The 17,866-nt window shown below is 43.6% G+C and carries 15 protein-coding genes; 7 read left to right on the forward strand and 8 right to left on the reverse strand.

The annotated features are described in order from the left end of the window. Nucleotides 1-14: 14 nt before the first annotated feature. The gene (locus K8B83_RS09980; RefSeq protein WP_223419873.1) at nt 15-2,015 is read left to right on the forward strand and encodes a methyl-accepting chemotaxis protein; all 2,001 of its coding nucleotides are present in this window, start codon (nt 15-17) and stop codon (nt 2,013-2,015) included. Between the two features lie 1,285 nt (nt 2,016-3,300). On the opposite strand, the gene K8B83_RS09985 is transcribed toward K8B83_RS09980, so the two are convergent. The 8 genes from K8B83_RS09985 to K8B83_RS10020 form a co-directional block, all read right to left on the reverse strand. Then, nucleotides 3,301-4,404, reverse strand: coding sequence for a Fic family protein (locus K8B83_RS09985; protein ID WP_223420045.1), 1,104 nt, complete (start codon nt 4,402-4,404; stop codon nt 3,301-3,303). A 327-nt stretch (nt 4,405-4,731) separates the two neighbouring features. Continuing rightward, nucleotides 4,732-6,360 carry an IS66 family transposase gene (tnpC, locus tag K8B83_RS09990; RefSeq protein WP_223419875.1) on the reverse strand — a complete coding sequence of 543 codons (1,629 nt, stop codon included), beginning with the start codon at nt 6,358-6,360 and terminating at the stop codon, nt 4,732-4,734. Between the two features lie 23 nt (nt 6,361-6,383). After that, the gene (gene tnpB / locus K8B83_RS09995; RefSeq protein WP_086904928.1) at nt 6,384-6,701 is read right to left on the reverse strand and encodes an IS66 family insertion sequence element accessory protein TnpB; all 318 of its coding nucleotides are present in this window, start codon (nt 6,699-6,701) and stop codon (nt 6,384-6,386) included. Next, complete coding sequence (locus K8B83_RS10000; protein ID WP_086904927.1) at nt 6,698-7,057, reverse strand: hypothetical protein; 360 nt, start codon at nt 7,055-7,057, stop codon at nt 6,698-6,700. Before K8B83_RS10000 ends, tnpB begins: the two co-directional genes overlap by 4 nt. Before the next feature lie 420 nt (nt 7,058-7,477). Beyond that, the gene (locus tag K8B83_RS10005; protein ID WP_223419877.1) at nt 7,478-8,026 is read right to left on the reverse strand and encodes a DUF1415 domain-containing protein; all 549 of its coding nucleotides are present in this window, start codon (nt 8,024-8,026) and stop codon (nt 7,478-7,480) included. 22 nt (nt 8,027-8,048) lie between these two features. After that, the gene (locus K8B83_RS10010; protein ID WP_188741079.1) at nt 8,049-8,654 is read right to left on the reverse strand and encodes a LysE family translocator; all 606 of its coding nucleotides are present in this window, start codon (nt 8,652-8,654) and stop codon (nt 8,049-8,051) included. Between the two features lie 160 nt (nt 8,655-8,814). Continuing rightward, complete coding sequence (locus K8B83_RS10015) at nt 8,815-9,633, reverse strand: DUF2797 domain-containing protein (RefSeq protein ID WP_188741078.1); 819 nt, start codon at nt 9,631-9,633, stop codon at nt 8,815-8,817. A 108-nt stretch (nt 9,634-9,741) separates the two neighbouring features. Continuing rightward, nucleotides 9,742-10,239: a glycine cleavage system protein R gene (locus K8B83_RS10020; RefSeq protein ID WP_188741077.1), complete on the reverse strand. Its 498-nt coding sequence runs from the start codon at nt 10,237-10,239 to the stop codon at nt 9,742-9,744. 273 nt (nt 10,240-10,512) lie between these two features. Here K8B83_RS10020 and K8B83_RS10025 point away from each other — a divergent pair, with 273 nt between their 5' ends. The 6 genes from K8B83_RS10025 (at nt 10,513) to K8B83_RS10050 (ending at nt 17,361) form a co-directional block, all read left to right on the forward strand. After that, nucleotides 10,513-12,768 carry an ABC transporter permease subunit gene (locus K8B83_RS10025; protein ID WP_223419880.1) on the forward strand — a complete coding sequence of 752 codons (2,256 nt, stop codon included), beginning with the start codon at nt 10,513-10,515 and terminating at the stop codon, nt 12,766-12,768. Between the two features lie 58 nt (nt 12,769-12,826). Next, nucleotides 12,827-14,488: a phosphate ABC transporter permease PstA gene (pstA, locus tag K8B83_RS10030; RefSeq protein WP_223419882.1), complete on the forward strand. Its 1,662-nt coding sequence runs from the start codon at nt 12,827-12,829 to the stop codon at nt 14,486-14,488. 28 nt (nt 14,489-14,516) lie between these two features. Next, on the forward strand, nt 14,517-15,335 hold the full coding sequence (pstB, locus tag K8B83_RS10035) for a phosphate ABC transporter ATP-binding protein PstB (protein ID WP_188741074.1): 819 nt from the start codon (nt 14,517-14,519) through the stop codon (nt 15,333-15,335). A gap of 51 nt (nt 15,336-15,386) precedes the next feature. Further along, complete coding sequence (gene phoU, locus K8B83_RS10040) at nt 15,387-16,091, forward strand: phosphate signaling complex protein PhoU (protein ID WP_188741073.1); 705 nt, start codon at nt 15,387-15,389, stop codon at nt 16,089-16,091. 197 nt (nt 16,092-16,288) lie between these two features. After that, complete coding sequence (locus K8B83_RS10045) at nt 16,289-16,867, forward strand: DUF502 domain-containing protein (protein WP_223419884.1); 579 nt, start codon at nt 16,289-16,291, stop codon at nt 16,865-16,867. 131 nt (nt 16,868-16,998) lie between these two features. Further along, nucleotides 16,999-17,361: a YajD family HNH nuclease gene (locus K8B83_RS10050; protein WP_188741071.1), complete on the forward strand. Its 363-nt coding sequence runs from the start codon at nt 16,999-17,001 to the stop codon at nt 17,359-17,361. The last annotated feature ends 505 nt before the right edge of the window (nt 17,362-17,866 follow it).

Here is a 17,866-nt window from a genome sequence, read left to right on the forward strand (position 1 = left end):
CATAAGGCTCCAATATGAACTGGCAATGGATAAGCAATCTTAAAATATCGCGTAAACTTGCGTTGTTGGTGTTACCCCCTTTATTGACCAGTATCTTGTTTGGTGGCATGTATGTTCATAATGAGTATCGTACACAGCAACAACTCGCGTTAGTCATCGACTTATCTAATGTCGCCATTATTAATAGTGCACTCGTCCACGAACTGCAAAAAGAGCGCGGCATGAGCGCAGGTTTCATTGGTTCTAAAGGGCAATCATTTAACGATGCACTGCCAAGTCAGCGTAATCAAACCGACAGTCGCATAAACCGCTTTGAACAATTTGCCCATGACGACGATTTTCCCGTTCAATTACAAACTACTTACGATAAAGTCGTGTCGTTACTCACTCAGCTAGATGCTATGCGCGGTAAAGTGAGCAATTTAACCGTAGCAGTGCCTGAGCAAGTCAGCTTTTACACTCAAATAAATACCTTGTTGTTGTCGATGGTCGATGAGGCCGCAAGTCAAAGTTTAGACAGTGAATTGTCAATGAGATTAAAGGCGTTGTCGGCATTTTTGCAGCTTAAAGAGCGTGCAGGCATAGAGCGGGCTGTATTGAGTACAACCTTTGGTCACAGCGAGTTTGCTCCGGGAATGTTTCGTCGTTTTGTCACCTTATATGCAGAACAACAAACCTATGCAGAACGTTTTATAGCCGCAGCCACCACCCACAATATCAATGTATTTAAACAAGCTCAGCAATCTTCTGCCATGTCAGAGGTGCAAGCGTTACGTGAAGTCGCCTTTGCTCAAAATGCTACGGCATTGTTGGCTCAAAACCCAGAGGCGTGGTTTAAAAAATCAACCGAATGGATATCGGTGTTAACGAGTTTAGAAAAACAATTTGCCGACGAACTCCTGCAACTGAGCCAAGATAAGCTCGCCAACGCCACACAACATATGTACTACACCGTATTGCTACTCTTGTTAGCACTGTTGTTTGTCATTGTGATAAGTGTCAGTGTGTCAGGTTATTTACATCGCAGTTTAGGGGGATTACATAAACAAATGCTCCACGCAGGCACTCAATTTGACTTAACCACACGGATACAACATCAGTCAGACGATGAATTTGGCCAAATCTCGCAAGCCTTTGATCAAATGATGAGCGAGTTTGAAGAAATTATTAGTCAGGTTCGTGTCAATGCCATTAACCTCGTTAATGCCGTTGAACAAATGAACGGATATACACGTTCAATGCAAAGCGATGTGCTACAAGGCTCGTCAGAAGCGGAGCAAGTTGCCTCAGCAATGACACAAATGAACGCCACAGTTCACGAAATTGCCGCCAACGCAGTACAAGCATCCGATGCGTCTGCAAAAGCAAATTTAGAGGCCAAAAGTGGCGAAAGCGATGTTAACAAAACCGGCGATGCCATAGAGTTATTAGCGAACGAAATAGCCGATGCAGCCGAGGCAATTTCACGGTTAGATGTAGATGTTCAAAGCATAGTCACCATTCTTGATGTTATTAGTTCAATAGCAGAGCAAACAAATTTACTGGCACTTAATGCCGCCATCGAGGCCGCAAGAGCAGGTGAGCAAGGCCGAGGTTTTGCCGTTGTAGCAGATGAAGTAAGAACCCTTGCACAACGCTCACAAAGCTCAACCGAAGATATAAAAAATATGACAGAGCGTTTAAAAGCCGGAGCCGCTACCGCAGTCAGCGCCATGAAACGAGGTCAAGCACAGGCACAGCTAAGTGTTGAAGAGTCAAAACATGCTGGCAGTGAGTTAAAACTCATCGCTGAACATGTCAGTGTTATAGACAGCATGAACGAACAAATAGCAGCATCGACTCATGAACAGTCAGCCGTAGCAGAAGAAGTGAATCGCAACGCAATGAAAATCACTGAAATCTACCATCACACACAAGAGATCTCCCAACAACTTGCAATGCTCAATGATAATTTACTTAACGATGCCAGCAACATGTCACGCCAAGTCAGTAAATTTACCTTATCTAGCCACTAGCAGGCTCGCCTGAGAGTTCCTAGAATCGAGAGTCGAGATTCTAGAGTCTAGAATCGAGAGTCTAGAATCGAGAGTCTAGAATCGAGAGTCTAGATTCTAGAATCCTCGATAAAAGCACTCGAGGACAGAGCATAGAGCCTAGAATCCTTGATAAAAGCACTCGAGGACAGAGCATAGAGCCTAGAATCCTTGATAAAAGCACTCGAGGACAGAGCATAGAGCCTAGATTCTGCTTCCTCGCCCGTCATCTTTTCGCCGTCATCCCTGAGATCTTTTATAAGGGATCCAGGTGTTTCTTTTGACCTTGTGTACAAGCGTAAAACCCAACACCTGGATTCCTGCTCAAAAACGTTGCAGGAATGACAGATTTAACACCTGGGTCCCGGCTCAAAAACGTTACCGGGACGACAAATTAAGCCACAATATTGCCGTTATCGCTTTTATCTAGATTCAAGCAGGACGAAGTCCGCTCTCAGGCGAGCTTGCGAGTTCCTAGGGCCTAGGATCTAAAACCCAACACCTGGGTCCCGGCTCAAAAGCGTTACCGGGACGACGTAGTAGTGGGCGGTGTTGCTTAGATTCTAGCAGGACGAAGTCCGCTCTCAGGCGAGCCTGCGAGTTCCTAGAACCTAGAACCTAGAACCCAAAGCCAACACCTGGGTCCCGGCTCAAAAGCGTTACCGGGACGACGTAATAGTGGGCGGTGTTGCTTAGCTTCTAGCAGGACGAAGTCCGCTCTCAGGCGAGCCTGCGAGTTCCTAGGACCTAGGACCTAGGATCTAAAACCCAACACCTGGGTCCCGGCTCAAAAGCGTTACCGGGACGACGTAGTAGTGTGAGGTGTTTGGGATAGGTGGCCGTTCGCTTTGCCGTAATCTTTATGCCTTTATCTTTTACGCCGTCATCCCTGAGATCTTTTATCAGGGATCCAGGTGTTGCTTAGATTCTAGCAGGACGAAGTCCGCTCTCAGGCGAGCTTGCGAGTTCCTAGTACGTAGAACCTAGCTCCTGTATTCCGTAAGCGAAGCGTTCCGTACACCGTTAACCGTATACCGTTATCTAGATTCTAGCAGGACGAAGTCCGCTCTCAGGCGAGCTTGCGAGCTCCTAGGGCCTAGAACCTAAAACCCAAAGCCAACACCTGGGTCCCGGCTCAAAAGCATTACCGGGACGACGTAATAGTGGGCGGTGTTGCTTAGCTTCTAGCAGGACGAAGTCCACTCTCAGGCGAGCCTGCGAGTTCCTAGGGCCTAGAACCTAGACCCTAGTACCTAGAACCTAGCCTCTATGATCTCGCGAGCTTATACCGAGTGCTCCTTCCTCCGGCTTCACTTTTTACCAAGCAACCAAGCTCTACCAAAGCCGCTAAATGACGAGAAGCGGTTGGCTTGCTGACTTTTGCTACTTTATGATATTGCGACGTATTAATGCCTTGGTCAAAATCCCCATCAAGCATTTGATTGAGCACTTTTACTTGTTCCGAGGTCAGTCGCGTTTGATCGACATTTCGCCAGAAGTGTGTTTTAAAAACTGTTTGGTCGATTTCTTCAAGCACATGGGTGAATGTGTCACCCAAGGTATTTAAAAACCAAATTAGCCACTCGGTAATATCAAGCTCACCTTTCTGGGATTGCTCTAATATTTCATAGTAGCTTTTACGATTGGCTAAAATCGCCACTGACATCGCATAGAAACGAACTGATTGACGCTCAGCCTGTGCCAGTGCCAAATCAGTAAGTAAGCGGGTGATCCTACCATTGCCGTCATCTAAAGGATGGATCGTCACAAACCATAGGTGTGTTATCGCGGCTCTAAGCAAAGGGTCTAAAGCATAGTCCTCACGAGATTCATTAAACCAGCCAATAAACACGTCTAGTTCAGATTCAAGCACATCTCGGCTCGGCGCTTCAAAATGCACCGTGGGTTTATCAATCCTACCCGATACAACCTGCATAGGCTCATCCCCGCGTAACTGCCCCCCTATAACAGGGTTGAACAAGGTGTAACCCTCAGGAAACAGCCGTTCATGCCATTGTAATATTCTCTCAAGTGAGAGCGGCGAGTCTAAATTCTCCACCGCATCTAACATTATTTCTGCTAGGCCATCTGTGCGTTCAGTGGTTGGAAAGGGTTTTTCTTCAGAAAGACCAAGTTTATTAGCCAACGACGAACGAACAGAAAAAGCATTGAGCTTCTCACCTTCAATGGCACTCGAATGAATAATGTTCGCCAATAGCGTGTCTAACATACTTTGCTTTTGGTCTTTAGCTTGGTTCAACATCTTGCCCAACAACATTCCTTGGTGAAAGCGAATGCCTCGTAACTTGGGTTCAATGACTTTTTCATCCCAGATAAAGTTTGGCCAATCAGCTCGTTGCCAGATCCACATATTGTCGCCCTTTGATGTAAATAACAGCATATTCATATCATATCATGATTCGAATAAAGCCCATAATCGAATCTGATTATGATGTGAATAAGCCAGATATTCATATCATCTCTTGCAGGCGAGCTTGCGAGTTCCTAGGACCTAGATCCTAGAACCTAGCTCCTGTATTCCGTAAGCGAAGCGTTCCGTACACCGTTAATCGTGAGCTTACGGCAGCATGGCGTGACATAAGTAATAAAGCAAAAAATCTGGTTTCTTAAATTTCAGGCACGGCAATACTTAGGCCACTGGCCCAAGCATTGCTTGATTATGAGCGGTTTATTATTGCTATTGGTCGAGATAATTCCAAGGTAGGTATTTTTCAGGATGCTTTTTTGCATCATCCGCATCTCGTTGCAGTCGCGTAAAGTAATCAAATACATTGATGCCTGCTTCATTGCCTGTTGCTATCATCGACGTGATAACATCGCCAATGTTCGCACCGAGTAAGCTTTTACGAAACATCGCATTTTTTCTATCTCGCACCACTATTTTTAACATCGATTCTATGCGGTTATTATCTATTTTTACCCCTTCGTGATGGCAAAATAAACTCAGCCCGTCATAGTGTTTTAAAAAATAACGGATAGCTTTGCCTAGACCGCTATTTTCTTCAATGCTTTCATTAGTAAAGTGCTTTTCACCCCAACTTTTAATCGCTTCAAGTATGGGTAATGAATGTTGCTGATGGTACTCAAGTCGCTCGCGTGCGGTGAGTTCACGTTCAATGGTTGTCTGTTCATTGCGCCAAACTTCACCATAGAGTGTGAGTATATTTTCAACCTCTTCGGGGAAATGATTAATGACATCGACAAACTGGCGCCTTGCATGGCTATTACAAAGTGATGTTTCAACCTCGCAAGTACTTGGCTGATTACTGGCGAGCGCATCACTCATTAATATCGGTGCGACAGTGACTTGTCGTTTGTAGAGTATGCGGTCGATAAACTCACCTGCGTGCCCAATATTGGTTTCAAATAACACAATATCATGGCCCGTTTTTAAGCTGGCAATCACTCCTGATGTATAAACACCTGAGCGCAAGCGTGTTTTCTCGCTATTACGTACTTTCTTTTCAACTGGCTTGGCGTCAAGAATACGGTGGGTGGTGTCATCTAAGTAATAGTGCTTTGCATCGCCAGCCAACTCAAACAAGTGCTGGTAAACAGGATAAATCGCATCACAGACAAGCTCTACTTGGTCAAACACCGTCGACGCAGTGATGTTGACGCCCAATAGCTTTTGGATGTTGCCTTGACGATAAAAAGGTAGCCCTGCAAAGTATTTATAAATCGCCATTAACGCACGCGCAGAGTAACCATATTTTTGATGACTATTACCGTCATGTAATACTTCATCGGGCAGGTTTGCCGTGAAATAGGCACCACACGCATTGCAACGCAAGCGCTCCATAATATGTTGCTCTGGGGTAAAAGGGGTTTGCCCTGTAATGCGCAACAAACTGCCAGGCTCGACTTTATAGACCTTACCTTTCAAACATTCTGGGCAGCTATCCCCTTTATTTACTTCGTTTAACGCATGTTTGATGATAACCGGTTTGACCTGTGTAAAGTCTTCATCCTGTGTTTTTGGTTTTTTACTTTTCTTGCTGGTTTTTTTCTGTGCTTTACACAGGTCGCTTTGTTTTTCTGATGATTTTTCAATCCCAAGTAACTTACGTAATTTATGCACGGTGATACCGTGGTCAGCTAGCTTGTTTTGTGTTGTTGTTAATGTCAGTAACGCATCAAGCAATAACTGATAATCATCAGCGCTAAGCGCAAGATTATTTTCTTTGGCTTCAATCACTCGCTTGATTAAATCATCGAGAGATTGTGCATCGATATCGTTAAAAGGTTTTGCCACAATAAGCCTTTTGCCTGCGGGAATAAAAAAGAGGATGGAGTATGATCCCATTTAAAATGAAATCAAGCGGTTATTTATAATGGGTGGTAATTCCCGCTGAGCAATTGCCGTAAATGTTTGGCGTCCACGGACGTCATGGCACTATTAATGGTTGGCCAGCCAGAGAACTTGCCCTTAGATAAACGCTTTGTCATCAACCAAAAACCGTTATTTTCATAAGCGAGTGCGCGCACCATGGTTTTGTTACGATTAATAAAAACAAACAAGGTACCAGAGCGAGGCTCACAATGAAGGCGTTGTTTACACAGCGTAGCTAACCCATCAATGCCTTGACGAAAATCAGCGGGCTGGGTAGCAATCAAAATGTCGCTATGACGGGTTAAATGGATCATGATTTTATGGCCTCAATTAACTGAGCAAACCGTGTTTCGCTGACTTCGCCAGATACGGCTAAAGAATTGCCATTGTTGAACTTCAGGGAGATAGAAAGCGACTCGGTTATCGGCGTTGCATTGGGTAGTGAAATAAAGTGATTGGATACATCACTTGATGAGTTGGCGGTAAGCCAAGTATTGAATTGCTCATGACTAATACGCAACTTTTTAACAATGGTTGTTTTTGAATAATGCGGTAAAAGGGCGATCGCTTGCTGGCGCAAATTTTCAGGGATTGCACTACCTCGAGAAGGTTTATTGCTTCGCCACTGTTCAAAGTTAGCGAGGGTGTTAAGGAGTTTATCTGGCATCATTGTGACCGGGTTGATTTAGTTACAATGATTAAATCAGGTTAATTGAAATAAGTTGAGCTACGCTGCCGTAAGCTCACCGTTAATCGTATACCGTTATCTAGATTCTAGCAGGACGAAGTCCGCTCTCAGGCGAGCTTGCGAGTTCCTAGTACGTAGAACCTAGCTCCTGTATTCCGTAAGCGAAGCGTTCCGTACACCGTTAACCGTATACCGTTATCTAGATTCTAGCAGGACGAAGTCCGCTCTCAGGCGAGCTTGCGAGTTCCTAGTACGTAGAACCTAGCTCCTGTATTCCGTAAGCGAAGCGTTCCGTACACCGTTAACCGTATACCGTTATCTAGATTCTAGCAGGACGAAGTCCGCTCTCAGGCGAGCTTGCGAGTTCCTAGGGCCTAGAACCTAGAACCTAGAACCTAGAACCTAGATCCCTTTATTACAGTGCTGCAATAACTTGACAAAAAACTCACTGCCTTTGCGTTGTGCAAATGCAATATTTCGCTCGGGTATTGACTCTGGGTCTTTGTAATTGGCTAAGGCGATTTCCATGCTGGCTTCGCGAATAATGTGTAAGGTTGGGTAGGGGGCTCGGTTGGTATAATTTGCTGGGCTGTCTTGGGCTTCGCCATCAAAACAGTAGTCAGGGTGAAAGGTCGCAAGTTGGTACACGCCTTCATAATCGTTATCAACTAATAAGTCAGTTGCGTCGTCTACCAGATCTAAATAGGCATAAAACCCTTCAAAACCTCGCGGTAAAATAAACAAGGTGGTTTCAGTATCTGGGTGCTCATCAAGATATTGGCATTCTTCTATAAGCGCTTTTAATACGGCTTTGACTTTAGTTTCTTCAATCGCCACATAACGAATACTGGCCCGCTCAACCTCACGACGAGCAAACGGGCAGATATTGTACTTCATGATAACATCCACAACCCATTTCTCAGTATGGGCGAGGCATTCATGTGGTTGCATAGCGTAAGTAACCTTTGAGCAATTAATGTGAAGAGGCTGGAAGCACCATAGGAATAATCGATGCCACAAGCAATAACGCCATCGAAACGTTAAAAATACGTTGTTGGCGTTCATTTTTTAAAAGTCGTTTTAATGCTACGCCAAATCCGAGCCACACAATCGCACAAGGAAATGCGACACAGAGAAATACGCTAGCAATGGTAATTACCTGGGTATTGAGCTCTTGCTGCACTGAGGTAAACGTTGCTATGGCACCAACCGCCATAATCCAGCCTTTGGGATTCACCCATTGAAATGCCGCAGCCTGAATAAAGCTAAAAGGCTTACTAACGTGTTTGCCCTCCATTTTACTGCTGCTATTAGCAATTAACCACGACAAATAAAGTAAATAGGTAATGCCGACGACTTTGATTACCGTATGAATAACAGGGTAAGCCTGGAATATGGCGCTTAATCCTAATCCAACGGCTAAAATCATGGTAGGAAAACCTAAACTGATCCCCAACAAATGCGGAATGCTTCGTTTAATGCCAAAGTTAACTCCAGATGTCATCAACATAATATTGTTGGGACCAGGGGTTATTCCGGCAGAAAAAGCAAACAAGGCAATGGCGAACACTAACTCCATGAATAGGTCTCTTAGGCTTATGTTTTAGTAGCAGGATTTTAGGGGAATTTAATTGTTAGCCACAATGATTTTTTTAACAGTTGTTTAAATTAACCGTTCTAAAATAAAAACAACAGGCCTGCAGCCAGATTAAACAGTCAATCCAACCACAGGCTAATGGTTAACTCTTTACTTCAACTTCATAAGATGAAAACTTACGAATATTAATCACGCCGGTATCAAAAATAAGATATTGGCCTTTAATGCCTTGTAAAATTCCAGACACTTCAGCCACTTTATCAAAGTTATGCGACTTCACTTTGCTAGGAAACTCAGTAATAGGATAACGAATGGTCTGAATATTGGCATCTAAACGCTCAATCACAATATCGTCATGCTCAGTGGCAAGCGCTTGCAATTTATCTTCAATTAACGGAATTAACTGAGCCGCTTGCTCAACCAGATCAATATCATCGTTATGACCTTTTAGCATGGCTTGCCAGTGAGTTTTGTCATTGATGAACTTGGCTAATTCAATTTCAATTAACCCCGACATTTTGCGAGTGGAAACTTTAAAAATAGGTAAGCCTTGCGTAGCGCCTTGATCTATCCAACGTGTAGGGATTTGTGTGTGGCGAGTAATGCCCACTTTTATACCAGAGGTATTAGACAAATAAACGTAATGAGGCACAAAACAATGTGTCATGGCCCATTCTGGTTCACGACAGGTGCCCTGGTCAAAATGGCAGGTTTCAGGTTTCATAATGCACATATCACAACTGGCCAGTTTGCTCATACACACATAACAATGGCCTTGCGAGTAACTTTTTTTGGTTTTTTTACCACAGCTACTGCAAAAAATATTACCTGTGTGTGTCATGGTAAGTGTTTTACCAATTAATGGGTTTAACGCCAGGCGCTCCTCACCCACAGGTAAATAATACTCCACCTCATGATGTTCATTGAGGTGGGTTTTTAGTTTTGATAGCGTTCCAAACATAGCCAATCCGTTTTATCTGTATTATTGGCTGGCAGTTTAGCAGATGATGCACACGTATTTTAGGCTTAATTTAGCCAATACTGTTTATCTGTTGACGGTTTAAGCGAATTAACTGAGTTTGTCTAATACCACATCATCGCCCATTTCATACAATGATGTTTTAATTTGTTCTTCTTGTGACAAATCGGTCAACCCTAATTCCATTTTGGCTCTAAACAAATCAATACCGGTATGGCTAGCGGTTTCGTATTGGCTGCTAAACTTTTCAATGTTAATGCCTAATGCATTCATTTTATTAGAAATATGTAACACAATGCCTGGGCGATCATAGGCCACAAGTTGGTAACTTAGCTGCTTAATGGGTTTGGCGCTCAAACTGGTTTTTGAGAAGGTTAAGGTTAAGCCATCAATGCATTCAAGGGCGTCAACAAGCTCATCCCATTTCAGCGCGGGTACTTCTAATTGTAATATTGCGGCAAAAACACCATCAATATGACGCATTTCAGAGTCTAACCAGTTACCATTATGGCGGCTAACTACATTGGCGATTTGTTCTACTAATCCTTTTCTATCAGGAGCTTGCAAAGTGATAAGGTAACGCATCATACGATATTTCTCCTATAAACATTGGCTGTAACACAACTGTCATCTTTACGTCATATAATCGCAGCCACTTAAGATTGCGTTATGGCTTTACTGTTGTTTTACGACAATTTATATATGCATCTAACGGCGGTTAACGAGTTAATAATCGAGCAGTATAAAACCTCAAGATTAGTTGTTAATTTAGCTATTTAGTCATAAATATTTATTGTTAGCACAGTACACTGCACAATCAAAGCGCTAATTATGGCATCGATTAATTATTAGAGGTTCTTAATGGAAAGTCAGGTAAATCAACCTGGTTCTACTGAAAAAAGTTTACTCGCGGGTAAGCAAGCATCACGTAGAGCATTTAAGGATAAAGCAGCACAGTTCGGGATAACCGTCGGCGGCACCATGGTGTTTGTCGCGCTGTTATTGATCTTTTTCTACTTGCTGTATGTCATCAAGCCCATTTTTGATGGGGCACACATAGAACCCGTTACCAGCGTGAGTTACCAACATGCTGATGCTAATACATTAATGATTGGCAGCGACGAACAAAATGAAGTGTTATATCGCGTAACACAGCAAGGCAATGTCGACTTTTACTCTGCTGTCACTGGCCAGCTTATTTCTTCATTTTCAGCAAAGTTACCTGAAGGCGCCATCATTACTAGCAGTGCTAAATCTAGCCCAAGCGAGCAACGCTTTGCATTAGGTTTGAGTAACGGACAAGTTATCGTAATGGGAGTCGACTTTTCGGTTTCTTACCCAGATAACAAGCGCCAAATTACGCCTAAAATAAATTATCCAATTGGTGATGAGCCGCTAATCATTAACCAAGACGGTGCCGTTCATAATTTGGTATTCGACTACAGTGGTAGTCGCATGAGCTTTGCCTATCAAGATGACAATGGCGCCTGGAAACTCAATCGCCAAGAAGGCGAAGAAAACATGATGACCGAAGAAGTTGAATGGTCTTCTGTTGAAGTGTTCATTGAAGATGCACCTAAGCAAGTGGTGTCACAATTAATGACACCCGATCATCGCCAACTTATTCTTAGCACCACCAACAAATTGTTTGTGTACGATATTCGTTATGCAGATGAAGTTGAGTTACTGCAAGTCATCGACGTTAAAAAAGGTCAGGCAACCATTAAGCAAGTTAACTTACTTGCCGGTGCCAGCTCTATTATGATCAGCTACGACAGTGGTGTAATTAGCCAATATTTCCAGGTTAATGGTGACAAAGGCCGTTTATATCAGCTAATACGTGAATTTGACGATGTGGCGCCAGTTAGCACTATGGCGACAGAGTTTTACCGTAAAAGCTTTGCAGTATTAAGTAAAAGTGGCGAACTCACGTTGCTTTACACCACAAGCCAACGCAACTTGTTTGACGAAAAGTTTGACCTTAGCAATCCTGGCTTAATGGCTTTTAGCCCACGTTCAAATGCACTGATTATTGAAGCCGATAACAAGCTAAATTTGTACTCGGTTGAAAATGAACACCCAGAAGTGTCATGGAGCGCATTATGGCAAAAGGTGTGGTACGAAGGTTACCCAGAGCCGCAATATGTATGGCAATCAACGTCTGGTTCAAACGACTTTGAAGCTAAGCTAAGCTTAATGCCATTAGCGTTTGGTACTATGAAAGCGGCATTTTATGCCATGCTTTTTGCTGTACCATTAGCCATTGCCGGTGCTATTTACACCGCTTACTTTATGACACCAAAAGTGCGTAACGTGGTTAAGCCTACCATTGAAATTATGGAAGCATTACCAACGGTTATTTTAGGTTTCCTTGCTGGTTTGTGGTTAGCCCCATTAATTGAAGATCACTTGCCAGGTATTGTCGTGTTGTTGACCTTGCTGCCGATTTCCATTTTGGTCACAGCATTTGCATGGAATTTAATGCCGCAAACATGGAAGCAGCGCTTACCAGAAACCTATCAAGAGCTAATGCTTTTACCTGTAATTGTTTTTGTAGGTTGGTTCTCGTTTGAAATAAGCCCAGTGATTGAAGTGGCATTTTTTGATGGTAACACCCGTCAATTTATCACCAACGAACTTGGCATCACCTTTGACCAGCGTAACGCATTTGTTGTAGGCATTGCGATGGGCTTTGCGGTTATTCCAACCATATTCTCAATTGCAGAAGACGCCATATTCTCTGTGCCACGCCACTTATCAAACGGCAGCCTGGCACTTGGTGCAACTAACTGGCAAACACTAACACGAGTTGTATTGTTAACAGCAAGCCCAGGTATTTTCTCAGCCATTATGATGGGCCTTGGCCGCGCAGTTGGCGAAACCATGATTGTACTGATGGCAACCGGTAACACCGCTATTTTAGAGTGGAGTGTGTTTGAAGGTATGCGTACTTTAGCAGCTAACATTGCCGTTGAAATGCCAGAGTCTGCCATTGGTAGTTCGCACTATCGTGTGTTGTTCCTTGCGGCCTTTGTACTGTTTATATTTACCTTCTTCTTCAACACCATTGCAGAAGTCGTACGCCAGCGTTTACGCGACCGTTATAGCTCACTGTAAGGAAAGATGATGACTCATATATTGATTATTTCGCCAATCGCCTTGAGAGGTTTGTGCAATGGGTAAGTGGTTTAAATCAGGCTCACCGTGGATTTGGATGACAGGTGGTGCTGTAAGTATCAGTTTAATTGCCGTGTTAGGCTTATTACTGTTAATCGCATGGCGTGGCCTAAGTTATTTTTGGCCAGCCGATATTTACGAATGGCAATTAGAAAACAGTGACGGCGTAAAAACCACCTTAATCGGTGAAATTTACGACCGTGAAGAAGTGCCAACAGAACGCTTAATCTCAGCTGGCCACAAGTTCACAGAACACCCAGGTGAGTTTGTGACTCGTTACCTAGTTAAAACAGGTAACCGTGAGTTTGTAGGCTTAGATTTTCGCTGGATCCTGGCCACAGATATCATTAGCCGTACAACGCCAGCAGACGTGGCTAAGCTTGAACGTACCAAAAATGGTAACTTCTACGGGTATCCTGTTGCTGTTATTGAAGATGGAAAACGTTTAGAGCTTAAAACCGAAGCCGACATAGAAGCCTCATTGTTTAGCCACATTGACCGAGCAGTAGAGATTTCTGAGCAGGCATTAAGCTTACAAAAGACAGAAATTGGCGCAATTAACTACCAAATTGAGCGTTTACGTTTAAAAGAGCGTGGTTATGAATTAGACGGTGAGCTTACCGACGAACGTAAAGCCGACATTAAGGCGCAAATTGAGCAACTAAACCAAGACTACTTGGTGCTAGAAAAAGACCTATTTGCACTGCGTGATCAGGCCGCTCGTGACTCAGTCGTTGTACGTGATATGCGTGGCCAAGAGGTGATACTCAAGTTAGACTCTATTTTAGATGTCAGCTACGTCAACCACATGAACGTACTACAAAAAGTAGGTCATTGGTTTGTGGGCATAGGCCGCTTTATTAACGACGACCCACGTGAAGCTAACACTGAAGGTGGGGTATTCCCAGCCATTTTCGGTACAGTGTTTATGGTGATGTTAATGGCTGTCATTGTGACCCCATTTGGTGTAATCGCAGCAATCTATTTGCACGAATACGCTAAAAAAGGCCCAATTACCAAAATGATCCGCATTGCGGTGATTAACTTAGCCGGTGTGCCATCAATTGTGTACGGTGTGTTTGGTTTAGGCTTCTTTGTTTACATGATGGGCGGCTCAATTGACCAATTGTTTTTCCCTGAGGCACTACCTGCACCCACATTTGGCTCGCCAGGGGTGATTTGGTCAGCACTTACATTGGCTATTTTAACCTTACCTGTTGTAATTGTATCAACAGAAGAGGGCTTAAGCCGTATACCGAGTGCGGTTCGTCAAGGTAGTCTTGCATTAGGTGCCACCAAAGCAGAAACCTTATGGCGCATTGTTATTCCAATGGCAAGTCCAGCCATTATGACAGGTTTGATTTTAGCGGTAGCTCGTGCCGCCGGTGAGGTAGCACCGTTAATGTTAGTGGGTGTGGTAAAATTAGCGCCAACGTTACCCATAGACATGAACTTCCCGTTTGTGCATTTAGAACGTAAGTTTATGCACCTAGGTTTCCATATTTACGATGTCGGCTTCCAAAGCCCTAACGTTGAGGCTGCACGCCCATTGGTGTACGCAACATCGTTCTTATTAGTATCTGTAATTGTTGCACTTAACTTAACCGCAATTAGCGTGCGCAACCATTTACGTGAAAAATTCCGTTCGCTAGAACACTAATTAGCGATATCCTGAAGGAAAGAAAAAAATGATTTCTATTGATAGTTCAGCAATGCAAACAGAAGCAGTTGATTTAGTTAACTTACCAGAGCAGGATACCGCACTTGAGATCCGTAACCTCGATTTACGTTACGGTGAAAAACAAGCGTTATTTGATGTGTCGATGAAAATCCCTAAAAAGAAAGTCACGGCATTTATTGGCCCAAGTGGTTGTGGTAAATCAACATTATTGCGTTGCATTAACCGCATGAACGATTTAGTTGATACCTGTAAAATCAACGGTGAAATTTTGCTCCACGGGCAAAACATTTATGACAAAAATGTTGATGTAGCATCATTGCGTCGTAACGTAGGCATGGTGTTTCAGCGTCCTAACCCATTTCCAAAATCAATATACGAAAACGTCGTATACGGTTTACGTTTACAAGGGGTGAATAACCGCCGTGAGTTAGACGAAGCCGCAGAGCGCTCACTGCGTGGCGCTGCAATTTGGGACGAAGTTAAAGACCGTTTGCACGACAACGCATTTGGTTTATCGGGCGGTCAGCAACAACGTCTTGTGATTGCTCGAGCCATTGCTATTGAGCCAGAAGTATTGTTACTTGACGAACCAACATCGGCGTTGGATCCCATTTCAACTTTAACGATTGAAGAGCTGATCACCGATCTTAAAGAACAATACACAGTCGTGATAGTGACGCATAACATGCAGCAGGCTGCACGTGTATCAGATCAAACCGCCTTTATGTACATGGGTGAATTGGTAGAATACGCAGACACAAACACGATTTTTACTACCCCGAAAAAGCGTAAAACTGAAGATTATATTACCGGTCGTTACGGTTAATCCTTCATCACATCGCTTTTAATAAACCAGACAAGAATTTAGGTGGGTATTATGGAAAAAATGAATTTAAACAAACATATCTCAGGCCAGTTTAATGCTGAGCTTGAAGATATTCGTAACCGCGTATTAGCCATGGGCGGTTTAGTTGAGCGTCAACTTGAGCAATCACTCGACGCACTAACATCGCTAGACGCAGAGCTTGCACAACAAGTCATAGACGGTGACCACAGAGTTAATGGCATGGAAGTGTCAATCGACGAAGAATGTACACGTATCATTGCAAAGCGTCAGCCAGCAGCTAGCGACTTACGTATGATTATCGCCATCTCTAAAACCATTGCCGATTTAGAGCGTATTGGTGACGCCTGTGTGCGTATTGCCAAAGCCGCATTAGAAAAGCGAGTTAACACTCAGCAACCGCTATTAGTTAGCATTGAAAGCATGGGCCGTCATGCAACGCGTATGTTGCATTCAACGCTTGATGCCTTAGCACGTATGGATGCAGAGCAAGCTATTGAGTTGCATAAAGAAGATGCCAAGCTAGACAAAGAATACGAAAGCATTATTCGTCAGCTAATGACCTACATGATGGAAGACCCTCGCTCAATTCCAGGGGTGCTCGATGTATTATGGGCAGCGCGCGCCGTTGAGCGAGTCGGTGACCGTTGTAAAAACATCTGTGAATACGTTATTTACTATGTAAAAGGTAAAGACGTTCGTCATACAACCTACGAAGACATGGAAAAAGATCTATAACCGCAAACGGTTAAGATCGTTAATTTCGTCAAACGCCCTATGTTGTACTGTTTTTCATAAAACAGTTAAACTTAGGGCGTTTTTGTTTAACTACCGTCAGGTTAAGTTTTCAGGTATAAGTTAACTGATCAGAGATTACTGATTGGTATACACTCATCAAATTTGTCCAAGTTCGATACAATCTAATAGAGCGAACAATGAAAAAGACGTTAGCACGAGGTTTAATGAATTTATTGCCAATGGTGTTATCCATCTGGCTTTTTTGGTCGTTATTTATTTCACTCGATGAGCTCGGTAAATTATTACTCGAACTTGTTGGCGTTACCCCTATATTTATCGGCGCCGGTTTTGGCCTGGTTGCCAGTCTGGTATTTGTTGCCGGGTTACTCTTTTCAGTCAGTCCAGTTGCATGGGTGTATGGTTGGATAGAGCGCCAACTCATGAAATTCCCACTGTTTAAATCTGTGTATGGCAGTATTCGAGACATTGCCAGTTTAATGAACCGTGATGGTCAGCCTAAAACTCAAAAAACCGTATTAGTTAAACAAGCTAATGGTGGGTATGTTGTTGGGTTTATTATGAGCGACTCAGCACCACAGCCATTAGTCGATGCATTACCAGAAGGCGACTGGGTGCCTGTGTTATTTCAGCTCAGTTATCAAATGGCAGGCGTCACCAGTTTAGTCAAACGCGACGATTTAATATTTGTCGATTGGTCATTTGAAGATGCAATGCGCTTTAACCTCACCGCAGGTATTAATACCATTGCGCGTTAGGCCTAAAGCACGTTATTTATCGAATTCTACGCCAGACGCAGAATAAAAGATAAATAAGCTAAGACAAACAATTGCCCCAAGCGATAACAGTGATTATCCTTGGGGTAATTTTTTTGTCAAAGTGATGCATCATGTCAAACAATCAAAATGCAAGTAAATTAGATAAAGTCTTAGCCGAAGCCAGAGAATACAAAGCCACCCGCGAAAAAGGCTATCGTGAACAAGCACTCAAACTATACCCATGGGTGTGCGGCCGCTGCACCCGCGAATTTACCCATAAAAACTTATCAGAATTAACCGTGCACCATCGCGATCATAACCACGACAACAACCCATCAGACGGTTCAAACTGGGAATTGTTATGCCTATACTGCCACGACAACGAACACTCACGCTTTGAAGAGCTAATACGCTACGGCAGCACCAAAGAAGCAAAACAAGAAGCCGCCACCTACAACCCATTCGCAGACCTAAAAGCCATGATGAAAAAATAAAAACATCATCGCGGAAAAATACGGCCCACTACTACGTCGTCATTTGCTCATTCGTAACCAACACCGCCCACTACTACGTCGTCCCGGTAACGCTTTTGAGCCGGGACCTAGGTGTTGGCTTTTACGCTTTTGAGCCGGGACCCAGGTGTTGGCTTTTACGCTTTTAAGCAAGGTCAAAAGAAACACCTGGATCCCCAATTAAAGCATTTGAGGATGCCGGGCGAAAGGTCAAAATCAACAGAAACACCTGGATCCCTGATAACAGATCTCAGGGATGACGGCATAAAGATAAAGGCATAAAGATAAAGGCATAAAGATAAAGGCATAAAGATGAATGCTTACTTCGTCATTTGCTTATTCGTAACCAACACCGCCTACTACTACGTCGTCCCGGTAACGCTTTTGAGCCGGGACCCAGGTGTTGGGGCTTAGGTACTAGGTCCTAGGTTCTAGGAACTAGGTTCTAGGAACTCGCAAGCTCGCCAGAGAGCGGACTTCGTCCTTC

It is taken from the genome of Shewanella inventionis, assembly GCF_019931735.1.
GTDB classification, from domain to species: Bacteria; Pseudomonadota; Gammaproteobacteria; order Enterobacterales; family Shewanellaceae; genus Shewanella; species Shewanella inventionis.